8 protein-coding genes are annotated in these 10,663 nt (G+C 73.0%); 6 read left to right on the forward strand and 2 right to left on the reverse strand.

Features of this window, described 5'->3' with window-relative positions:
- Positions 1–105 precede the first annotated feature (105 nt).
- Positions 106–4,758, reverse strand: coding sequence for an ATP-dependent helicase (locus ACWGDX_RS35665; protein WP_453632444.1), 4,653 nt, complete (start codon positions 4,756–4,758; stop codon positions 106–108).
- A 183-nt stretch (positions 4,759–4,941) separates the two neighbouring features.
- Between ACWGDX_RS35665 and ACWGDX_RS35670 the strand changes: the two genes are divergently transcribed.
- Positions 4,942–5,847 carry an AraC family transcriptional regulator gene (locus tag ACWGDX_RS35670; protein ID WP_453632445.1) on the forward strand — a complete coding sequence of 302 codons (906 nt, stop codon included), beginning with the start codon at positions 4,942–4,944 and terminating at the stop codon, positions 5,845–5,847.
- Here the strand turns inward: ACWGDX_RS35670 and ACWGDX_RS35675 are convergent.
- Complete coding sequence (locus tag ACWGDX_RS35675; protein WP_453632447.1) at positions 5,844–6,833, reverse strand: aldo/keto reductase; 990 nt, start codon at positions 6,831–6,833, stop codon at positions 5,844–5,846. The two genes, ACWGDX_RS35670 and ACWGDX_RS35675, sit on opposite strands and share 4 nt — an antisense overlap.
- A 224-nt stretch (positions 6,834–7,057) precedes the next feature.
- On the opposite strand from ACWGDX_RS35675, the gene ACWGDX_RS35680 reads away from it, so the two are divergent.
- From ACWGDX_RS35680 to ACWGDX_RS35700, 5 genes are all read left to right on the forward strand, one after another.
- The gene (locus tag ACWGDX_RS35680) at positions 7,058–7,432 is read left to right on the forward strand and encodes a hypothetical protein (RefSeq protein WP_453632449.1); all 375 of its coding nucleotides are present in this window, start codon (positions 7,058–7,060) and stop codon (positions 7,430–7,432) included.
- A gap of 130 nt (positions 7,433–7,562) precedes the next feature.
- A complete protein-coding gene (locus ACWGDX_RS35685; protein ID WP_453632455.1) occupies positions 7,563–8,342 on the forward strand; it encodes an AzlC family ABC transporter permease in 780 nt (259 codons plus the stop codon).
- Positions 8,339–8,647, forward strand: a complete 309-nt coding sequence (locus ACWGDX_RS35690; protein WP_453632451.1) for an AzlD domain-containing protein — start codon at positions 8,339–8,341, stop codon at positions 8,645–8,647. Before ACWGDX_RS35685 ends, ACWGDX_RS35690 begins: the two co-directional genes overlap by 4 nt.
- A 183-nt stretch (positions 8,648–8,830) precedes the next feature.
- Positions 8,831–9,025, forward strand: coding sequence for a DUF3046 domain-containing protein (locus ACWGDX_RS35695; protein WP_453632453.1), 195 nt, complete (start codon positions 8,831–8,833; stop codon positions 9,023–9,025).
- Positions 9,026–9,405: 380 nt separating this feature from the next.
- The gene (locus tag ACWGDX_RS35700) at positions 9,406–10,584 is read left to right on the forward strand and encodes an AI-2E family transporter (protein WP_453632457.1); all 1,179 of its coding nucleotides are present in this window, start codon (positions 9,406–9,408) and stop codon (positions 10,582–10,584) included.
- Positions 10,585–10,663 lie beyond the last annotated feature (79 nt).

The following is a 10,663-nucleotide window of genomic DNA, read 5'->3' on the forward strand; positions in this document are numbered from 1 at the left end:
TGGTACGGGCGCGCGGTATGGCGCGCGGTACGGATGGGGCCGGGTGATGGCGGGGTGTGTCACCGCGGTGGGCCGGAGGCTCTGGCCGGACCGGGCGGGAGTGTCTCAGGCGCGCAGACGCAGGCCCCTGGGGGTGGCGTGGAAACCCGTCGCTTCCAGGGCGCGGCCCAAGGGTGAGGTCAGCGCGGGGGCGCCATTGGTCCGCTCCACCGTGACCGTACCGAGGGTGCCCGCCCGTGCCGCGCCCGCCAGCGCTTCGGCGGCGGCCCGGAGAGCGGGGTCGTCGGGATCCACGGGCCAGGCCAGCAGTGTCTTGCCGCCGCGCTCCATGTACAGCGTCAGCTCGCCGTCGACGAGGACGACCAGGGAGCCGGCCTTCCGGCCCGGTTTGTGACCGGCGCCGTCCGGTGGCTCGGGCCAGGGGAGCGCGGCGCCGTAGGCATTGGCGGGGTCGGAGGCGGCCAGGACCACGGCGCGGGGCGAGGGATGTGCCTCGGCGCGGTCACGGGCCGTCGCCGCCGCGCGCAGCCGGTCGACCGCGCCGTCCATCGCGAACTGGGCCGCTCCCAGGCCCTCGACGACATAGCCGCGACGGGCCTGTCCGCTGTCCTCGAAGGCGGACAGCACGCGATAGACGGCGGAGAAGCCGCCTTCCACCCCCTCGGCCGCCACGGCGCCCCTGGTCACCACGCCATGGCGGTCGAGCAGCGTACGGGCCAGGGCATGGGCGCGATGTGTGGGGTCCGGTTCCTGGGCGGGGAGCAGTGACCAGCGTCCGCTCACCGTCGGCGGGCCCGTACGGGACGCGGGTCTGGCCGCGGCCGTGAGCGTGCCGTACCGGCCGCGTGGCACCGGGCGCCGCGCGCGGTGGGCCGTGGAGCCCGCGGTCCGTCCCGAGCCGAGCAGGGAGCGCAGCGGGGCCAGGGTGTCATTGGTGAGCCGCCCCGACCAGGCCAGATCCCAGAGGGCGTCCGCGAGTTGGGGATCGGTCGTGTCCGGGTGGGTGGTCGCACGGATCTGGTCGGCGATCTGCCGGAAGAACAGGCCGTATCCGCCCGACAGCGTGGTCAGGACCGATTCATGGAGGGCGGTCAGCTCCAGCGGATGCGGGGGAGGCAGCAGCAGCGGCGCGGCGTCGGCGAGATAGAGCGAGACCCACCCGTCCTTGCCGGGGAGAGCGCCCGCCCCGGCCCACAGAACCTCGCCGGTGGTGGTCAGTTCGTCCAGCAGCCCCGGGGTGTAGCCGGAGATCCTGGAGGGCAGGACGAGCTTCTCCAGTGCCGACGCCGGGACGGACGCTCCCTGCAACTGCTCGACGGCGCGGGCGAGTCCGTCGATGCCGCGCAGACTGCTGGCGTGCAGATGCTGCCACTGCGGCAGGAATGTGGCGAGCGCGGCGGGCGCCACCGGCTCCAGCTCCTGGCGCAGCGCGGCCAGGGAGCGGCGGCGCAGCCGGCGCAGCACCGTGGCGTCGCACCACTCCTGACCGATGCCGGAGGGATGGAACTCGCCCTGGACGACCCGGGAATTCGCGGCCAGACGCTGGAGCGCGCCGTCCGTGACCGCCGTGCCGAGGCCGAAGCGCTCTGCGGCCATGTTCGAGGTGAACGGGCCGTGCGTACGGGCATAGCGGGAGAGGAGATCACCCAGCGGGTCCTTGACCGGCTCGGTGAACGCCTCGGGGACACCGACCGGCAGGGCCGTGCCCAGGGCGTCCCGCAGCCGTCCCGCGTCCTCGACGGCCGCCCAGTGGTCGGCTCCGCCGATCCTGACCTTGATGGCGCGGCGGGTCCCGGCCAGTTCCCCCGGCCACGCGGGCTCCGCCCCGCGCGCGGCCAACTCCGCGTCGGTGAGCGGTCCGAGGACCCGCAGCGCGTCGGCGACACCCTCGATGTCCTTGATCCGCCGGTCCTCCGTGAGCCACTGGAGCTCGCGCTCCAGCTCCGTGAGCACATCCGGGTCGAGCAGCTCGCGCAGCTCGGCCTGGCCCAGCAGTTCGGCGAGCAGCCGGGAGTCCAGGGACAGCGCGGCGGCCCGCCGCTCCGCGAGCGGCGAGTCCCCTTCGTAGAGGAACTGGGCGACATAGCCGAAGAGCAGGGAACGGGCGAAGGGGGAGGGCTCGGGGGTGGTGACCTCGATCAGCCGGATCCGGCGGGACTCGATGTCGCCCATCAGCTCCGTCAGACCGGGGACGTCGAAGACATCCTGGAGGCACTCCCGCACCGCCTCCAGCACGATCGGGAACGAGCCGAACTCGCTCGCCACCTGGAGGAGTTGCGCCGCGCGCTGGCGCTGCTGCCAGAGAGGGGTGCGCTTGCCGGGGCTGCGGCGCGGAAGCAGCAGTGCCCGTGCCGCGCACTCCCGGAACCGGGAGGCGAAGAGCGCGGAGCCGCCCACCTGGTCGGTGACGATCCCCCGGATCTCGCCCGCGTCGAAGGTGACGTCCGAGGCTCCGACCGGCGCCTGCGCGCCGTCGAAGGCCGTGCCGAGCTGGTCCGGCCCGCCGTCCAGCAGATCCATGCCCAGCAGATCGGCGTCGGGGAGGCGCAGCACGATCCCGTCGTCGGCGTGCATGACCTGCGCGTCCATTCCGTACCGCTCGGAGAGCCTGGCACCCAGCGCCAGTGCCCATGGAGCGTGCACCTGGGCTCCGAACGGCGAGTGGATCACCACGCGCCAGTCACCCAGCTCGTCACGGAACCGCTCGACCAGGATCGTCCGGTCGTCGGGGACATGACCGCAGGCCCGGCGCTGCTCGTCCAGATACGACAGCACATTGCCGGCCGCCCAGGCGTCCAGCCCCGCCGTCAGCAGCCGAAGCCTCGCGTCCTCCTCGGAGAGGGAGCCGACCTCGCGCAGGAACGCGCCGACCGCGCGGCCCAGCTCCAGCGGTCGCCCGAGCTGGTCGCCCTTCCAGAAGGGCAGCCGGCCCGGGGTGCCGGGGGCGGGGGTGACCAGGACCCGGTCACGGGTGATGTCCTCGATCCGCCACGAGGTCGTGCCGAGGGTGAAGACATCGCCCACCCGGGACTCGTACACCATCTCCTCGTCCAGCTCACCGACCCGACCGCCGCCCTTCTTGGGGTCGGCCCCGGCGAGGAACACACCGAACAGCCCGCGGTCCGGGATGGTGCCCCCCGAGGTGACGGCGAGACGCTGGGCACCCGGGCGGCCCGTGACCGTACCGGCGACGCGGTCCCACACCACACGCGGACGCAGCTCCGCGAAGGCGTCCGAGGGATAGCGCCCGGCGAGCATGTCGAGGACGGCCGTGAACGCCGACTCGGGCAGGGAGGCGAACGGCGCGGCGCGGCGGGCGAGGGCCAGCAGGTCGTCGGCCTGTCTGGTGTCCAGGGCGACCATGGCGACCAGCTGCTGGGCCAGCACATCCAGTGGATTGGCCGGGACGCGCAACGCCTCGATGGCCCCGCCGCGCATCCGCTCCGTGACCACGGCCGCCTGCACCAGATCGCCGCGGTACTTGGGGAAGACGACACCTGTGGAGACCGCGCCCACCTGATGGCCCGCGCGGCCGACCCGCTGGAGCCCGGAGGCGACCGAGGGCGGCGACTCGACCTGGACGACCAGATCCACCGCGCCCATGTCGATGCCCAGCTCCAGACTGGACGTGGCGACCACGGCGGGCAGCCGGCCCGCCTTGAGGTCCTCCTCGACCTGGGCGCGCTGCTCCTTGGAGACCGAGCCGTGGTGGGCGCGGGCGAGCAGGGCGGGCGCGCCCCTGGCCGCGCCCGACTGGGCCATGACCTGGGCCGGGGAGTGCGCCTCCGGCAGCGGCGCGCCGGGGCCGTCGCCGTCACCGTCGAGCACCGTCCCCGTGGCCCGTTCGTACGCGATCTCGTTGAGCCGGTTGCACAGACGCTCGGCCAGCCGACGGGAGTTGGCGAAGACGATCGTGGAGCGGTGGGCCTGGATGAGATCGGCGATCCGCTCCTCCACATGCGGCCAGATCGACGGTCTCTCCGCGCCGTCCGTCTCCGACGCGGGGGAGCCGCCCAGCTCGCCCAGATCCTCGACCGGGACGACGACGGAGAGGTCGAACTCCTTGCCGGAGGGCGGCTGGACGATCTCCACCCGCCGCTGCGGCGACAGATAGCGGGCGACCTCCTCCACCGGACGCACCGTCGCCGACAGCCCGATCCTGCGCGCCGGACGGGGCAGCAGCTCGTCGAGCCGCTCCAGGGACAGGGCGAGATGGGCGCCCCGCTTCGTCCCGGCGACGGCATGCACCTCGTCCACGATCACCGTCTCGATCCCGGCGAGGGCGTCCCGCGCCGAGGACGTGAGCATCAGGAACAGCGACTCGGGCGTGGTGATCAGGATGTCCGGCGGCTTCGTGGCCATCGCGCGGCGCTCCGCGGCCGGGGTGTCACCCGAACGGATACCGACCCGCACCTCCGGCTCCGGCAGCCCGCGCCGTACGGACTCCTGCCGGATCCCCGTGAGCGGGCTGCGCAGATTGCGCTCCACATCGACGGCGAGCGCCTTCAGCGGTGACACGTACAGCACCCGGCAGCGCTTCCGGGCCTCGGCGGGTGGAGGGACGGAGGCCAGCCGGTCCAGCGCGGCGAGGAAGGCGGCGAGCGTCTTGCCGGAGCCGGTCGGGGCCACGACCAGCACGTCCGAACCCTGCTCGATGGCACGCCAGGCCCCCTCCTGAGCCGCGGTGGACGCGGAGAAGGCCCCCGTGAACCAGCCGCGGGTCGCGGGGGAGAAGGAGTCGAGCGCGGGGCTTGCCATGTCCCCCATCGTGCACCCACCCACTGACAATCGCCCCGACCTGGGGAAACGGACCAGGTGCGGAGGTCGGGGCACCGTGGGCGGAGATGCGGGCGCCGTGGGCGGCGTGTCGCTGTGGGCGTCGAAGCGGGGACTCGCGGCCGGGCGGTGCGGGACCCCGGGTGAGCCCCGCAGAATGGGAGGATGGCGACACGGGAGCAGGCACGGCACTGGCACTACCCCGATCTGCCCGGTGTCGATCTCCTGCGTGCGAGCTACGTCGACAAGACCTTCGTGCGGCACACCCATGAGACGTTCGTCATCGCCGCGATCGCGGAAGGTGTCGAGGTCTTCCACCACGGCGGTGCCGATCGGTACGCGGGTCCCGGCGCGCTGGCGCTGATCAACCCGGAGGCCCCGCACACCGGTCATGCCCAGGGCCCGGAGGGCTGGCGGTACGGAGCCGTCTATCCGGCAGCCGACGTCGTCGCCTCGATCGCCGCGGAGACCACCGAGATCCGGGGCACCCCCGGCTTCACGGCCCCCGTGGTGGACGACCCGTACGCCGCGCGCCTCGTCCACCAGGTGCTGCGCGCGGCCGACGAGGGGAACGCGCTGGCCGCCGACACCCTGCTGAGGGTCGCGGTGACCAGACTGCTCCGGCTGAACGGCGGTGTCCTCCCGCAGCGCGCGATACGCGGGGCCGGGGCGAAAATCGCGGCACGCGCGCGTGCCGTACTGGAGGAACGGATGGCCGACCCGCCGTCCCTGGAGCGGCTCGCGGCCGATCTCGGCACCAGCCCCTTCGCACTGCTGCGGGCCTTCAAGGACACCTTCGGCCTGCCCCCGCACACCTGGCTCACGGACGCGCGGGTACGGCGTGCCCGCCGGATGCTGGACGCCGGTACGGCACCGGCGGAGGCGGCCGTGGCTGTCGGCTTCACCGACCAGTCGCATCTCCACCGGCACTTCACCCGGATCGTGGGCGTGCCGCCCGGTGCGTACCGCAGAGAACGCGGGGGCGGGGAACGTGAACGCGGGGGCGGGGAACGCGGGAGCCGGGAACGCGGGGGTGGCGTGGACCGCGGGGCCCCAAACGAGAGGCCCTAGGCCCACCAGGGGCTGCGCGCCCGCAGTGACTCCTGCGCCGAGGAGACCAGTCCCGGATAGCTCTTGCCGGGATACCACGGCATCGAGCCGATCCGGTGGAACGCGGGGATCGTCTCCATATGGCGCACCATCCGCTCCCGCGTGTCGGGGTCGGGCAGCGGACCGCGCATGGCCGCGACGTTCTCCGCCACATGCTCGGGCCGCGAGGTGGCGGGCAGTGCCACGGTCACGGCGGGGTGCGAGATGACCCACTTCAGAAAGAACGCCGACCAGGTCTCGATGCCGAACTCGGCGGCGAACCGCGGCAGGCGCCGCCCCTCCACCGCCTGGTGCAGCCGGGCCTTCTCCAGGGGCATGTTCACCAGAACGGCGACGCCCCGGTCCGCGGCCGCCCTCAGCACACTGTCCTCCGCCGCCCGTGTGTGGATCGAGTAGTGGACCTGTACGAAGTCCAGGTCGCCCCGCTCCACCCAGCCGGCCACCACAGGGAAGTACGCCGGGTCGTGGTGCGAGACACCGAGCTGCCGTATCTGTCCCTCTTTCTTCAGCGCGTGCAGCAGAGGCACCATCACATCGACATTGACCAGACTGTGGATCTGCACCACATCGATCGGCCGCCTCCGCCGCAGCCGCTTCAGGGAGCGCCGCAGACCGGCCGCCGCGTGCGAGGTGTCCCAGAGATGCCCACCGGTCGACCACACCTTGTCGGTGACGAAGATCCGGTCGCTGATGCCGAGCGACGCGGTGGCGGCGCCCAGTACGGCCTCGGCCGATCCGTACAGCGGTGAGCAGTCGAACACGCGGCCGCCGCCCGACCAGTGCTCGCGGACCACGTCCAGGACCGCGCGGGAGGGGCGTCCCGTCGGCGCGTCGAAGGTCATGAAGGAGCCGAGACCGATGGCGGGGAGCCGCTCTCCGGTGCCGGGAACGGTCTTGAGGATCAGATCCGCGGGAGCGCTGGAGGCCGCGGCGGGTCCGGACAGCACGCCTGGGGACAGGAACGCCGCCGCGCTGGCGGCTCCCGCCGAGACGACCGTACGCCGGGTGGGCGGCGGAAGGTCCGTGGTGGGCGGGCGATCGCCGGCGTGGTGCGGTGCGCTGTCCGTGACGTCCTTCGCTGGCGGGGCGGGACACGCTGGCCCTGCGGGAGCTGCGCGGCCACATCCTGCGGTTCTTCCCGAGGGCCGTCGCACCGCGCTATCACGACGGGGTGCTCGCCGCGCTGGGTGTCTCGGGCGAGTCCTTCGAGGTGTGGGAGAACCGGCTGCCCGGACTGCGCACCCTCGGATCGGCCCTGAGCGGAGGGGACTTCATGATCCTTCCCGCCTCGCTGCGCCCGCACCTCCCCGCGACCATGGTCGGCGTGACCCTGCTGGACGAACTGCCGACCATCGATCTCCAGGTGGCCTGGGCGCGTGACGCGCCGCCGACGGCGGCCGCTCTCGTCCGTACGGCCCGCCGTCTGGCCCGTAAGGAGGGCTGGCTGCCGGCCGGGGCCAGGGCGGCCAGGAGGTCCGGGGAGACCACGATCAAGGCGGCCGGGGGCGCAAGAACGTACAAGACCGAGCAGGACCGGGCGCCGTAGCGTCCTCGGCGTGGCAGAACAGACAGCGTCCGCCTCCGCGGACATACCGGCCGGCATACCGGCGGACGGCTTGGCAGACAGCGCGGCGGCGACCACCGCGCGGCAGACCCCCGTTCCGGCACCCGCTCCCGTGCCCGCTCCCGGGCTCGAACCCGGGCCCGAACCCAAGGCCGACTCGGCCGTCGTACGCGATGCCCTCGGCGTGGGTGTCGCCGTGGGACTCTCCGGCTTCGCCTTCGGCGTCACCTCGGCGGGCGCGGGGCTCTCCGTCCTCCAGACCTGCGCGCTGAGTCTGCTGGTCTTCACTGGCGCCTCGCAGTTCGCCCTGGTCGGGGCTCTCGCGGCGGGTGGCAATCCGCTCACCGCGGCGGCGGGCGCGTTCTTTCTGGGGGTGCGCAACGCCTTCTACGGGCTCCGGCTCTCGCAGTTGCTGCGGCTGCCGGGGCCCGTACGGCCGCTGGCCGCCCAATGGGTGATCGACGAGACCACGGCTGTCGCCCTCGCCCAGCCGACACGGCGTGGCGCGAGGATCGGCTTCACGGTGACAGGGCTGTCGCTCTATCTGCTGTGGAATCTCACCACCCTGGCCGGGGCCCTGGGCGCGGAAGCCCTGGGCGACACCGCCGCGTGGGGACTGGACGCGGCGGGCCCCGCCGTCTTTCTCGCGCTGCTCGCGCCCATGCTCCGTACCACCACCGAGCGGATGGTCGCGGGCCTCGCCGTCGTCCTGGCGCTGGGCTTCCTGCCGGTGCTGCCCGCGGGGGTCCCGGTGCTCGTCGCGGCCCTGGCCGCACCCGCCGTCCTCTGGCTCGAAGGACGACGGCTCGCCGCCCGCCGGACCGGTAGGACCCGTCGGACCGGACCGGCGGGTCCTACCGGTGAGCCCCGCCGGAAGGGAGCGGACCGTTGAACGTCTGGATCGCGATCGGTGTGACCGCCCTCGGCTGCTATCTCGTCAAGCTGCTCGGGTTGCTGGTCCCCGTCGGCCTGCTGGAACGTCCCCTCGTCCAGCGGCTGGCGGCGCTGCTGCCCGTCGGTCTGCTCGCCGCGCTCACCGCGCAGCAGACCTTCAGCGCGAACAGCGCGCTCGTCCTGGACGCCCGGGGCGCGGGGCTCGCGGCGGCAGCGCTCGCACTGGTCCTGCGCGCCCCGTTCCTGGTGGTCATCGCGGCGGCGGTGGCCGTCACGGCGGGGGTACGGGCGATGGGCGGCTGACGGCCAGGGACCGGTGGCCGGTGGCCGGTCCGCGCGGCGCGTGCGCCGTATGGAGGGGCGCGGTCGTTGCCGTGTGCCGGCCATGCTCCGGTCGTGTCGGCCATGCTCCGGTCGTAGGGCGGAAGGTGCCCGAGGGCAGGGAGACCAGCTCGGCCGCACTCCCAGGGGCGCGATACTGGTCCCATGCGGTTGACGATTTTCTGGGAGCGGATGGCGGACCACTTCGGCGCGGTCTACGCCGACTCCTTCGCCCGGGACCATGTGATGGCCGAACTGGGCGGCCGTACGGTGGTTGAGGCGCTCGACGCGGGCTGGGAGGCGAAGGATGTCTGGCGGGCGGTCTGCGCCGCCGTGGGCGTTCCGCCGGAGAAGCGGTGACGGGCGCGCCGGTGGCCGGAGAGGGCCCTGACCGGGGGCAGGACCCCTCGGCGGTGGGCCACACTGGCCCAGTGGCACCGACTGACGAGACCGACGACACCGCACCGGACGCGGCGGATGTGCGACCGCCCGACGCTCCGCCGATTCCCTCACCGAGCGCTCCCGTGGACGCCCCCGCCCCCGCGCCGGCCCCCGCCCTCGCGCCCGGGGACATGACGACGGACGTGCTGACGGACGCGCCCGCGGAGATTCCGGTGGACGCGCGACCCGCCCCTGCCTCCGAGACCGGCGCAGGCACCGCTGCCGGAGCCGGGTCGGGAGGGTCGGGAAGCGGGGGGAGCAGGGCCGGGGCGGGTGCCAGGACCGGCGGTCAGGTCCCCATGCCGCGCTGGCTGCCACGCGCCATGATCCTCGCGCTGGCGCTCGTCGCCTGCTTCCAGCTCGGAAGCTGGGCGTTCCATCAGCTCATCGGACTGCTGATCAATGTGCTGATCGCCTTCTTCCTGGCGCTGGCGGTCGAGCCGGCGGTGAGCCGGATGGCGGCGCGCGGTATGCGGCGTGGACTCGCCACGTTTCTGGTCTTCTTCGGGGTACTGGCCGCGTGCGTCGGCTTTGTGGTGATGCTCGGCTCGATCCTGGCGAGCCAGATCATCGACATGGTCGAATCCTTCCCCCAGTACCTCGACTCGGTGATCAACTGGCTCAACGACACCTTCCGCACGGAGCTGTCCCGGGTCGCGGTCCAGGACAGCCTGCTGCACTCCGACTGGCTCCAGAGGTATGTGGAGAACAGCGCGACCGGTGTCCTCGACATCTCGACCACCGTGCTCGGCGGGCTGTTCCGGCTGCTCACGATCTTCCTGTTCTCGTTCTACTTCGCGGCCGACGGGCCCCGGCTGCGGCGCGCGCTCTGCTCCGTACTCCCGCCCGCCAAGCAGGCGGAGGTGCTGCGCGCCTGGGAGATCGCGGTCGACAAGACCGGCGGCTATCTCTACTCGCGCGGACTGATGGCGCTGATCTCCGGAGTCGCGCACTACGTCCTGCTGGAGATCCTGGGCGTGCCGTACGCGCCGGCGCTCGCCATCTGGGTGGGGCTGGTCTCCCAGTTCATCCCGACCATCGGTACGTATCTGGCGGGCGCGCTGCCGATGCTGATCGCCTTCACCCTCGACCCGTGGTACGCGCTCTGGGTGCTCGGATTCGTGGTGATCTACCAGCAGTTCGAGAACTACATGCTCCAGCCGAAGCTCACGGCCAGGACCGTCGACATCCACCCCGCGGTGGCCTTCGGCTCGGTCGTCGCGGGTACGGCGCTGCTGGGCGCGGTCGGCGCGCTGATCGCGATTCCGGCGGTCGCCACGTTGCAGGCGTTCCTCGGCGCGTATGTGAAGCGGTACGACGTGATGGACGACGTGCGGGTACGGGGCCGCAGCCCGCGCCGGGAACGGTCGGTCCTGCGGCGGGTACGGAGTGCGCTGCGGAACGACGACGCCCCCGGGCCCGTCCGGACGGCCCCGGCCGAGGCCGACGGACCCCGGCAGGACGACAGGCGGCCGTAGACGACACGGCCCCCGCCCACGGCCCCACGGCCCCACGCGGAAGGTGGACGGCCCGTACCGAAGACGCTTCGGTACGGGC

Source organism: Streptomyces sp. NPDC055025, from assembly GCF_053608565.1.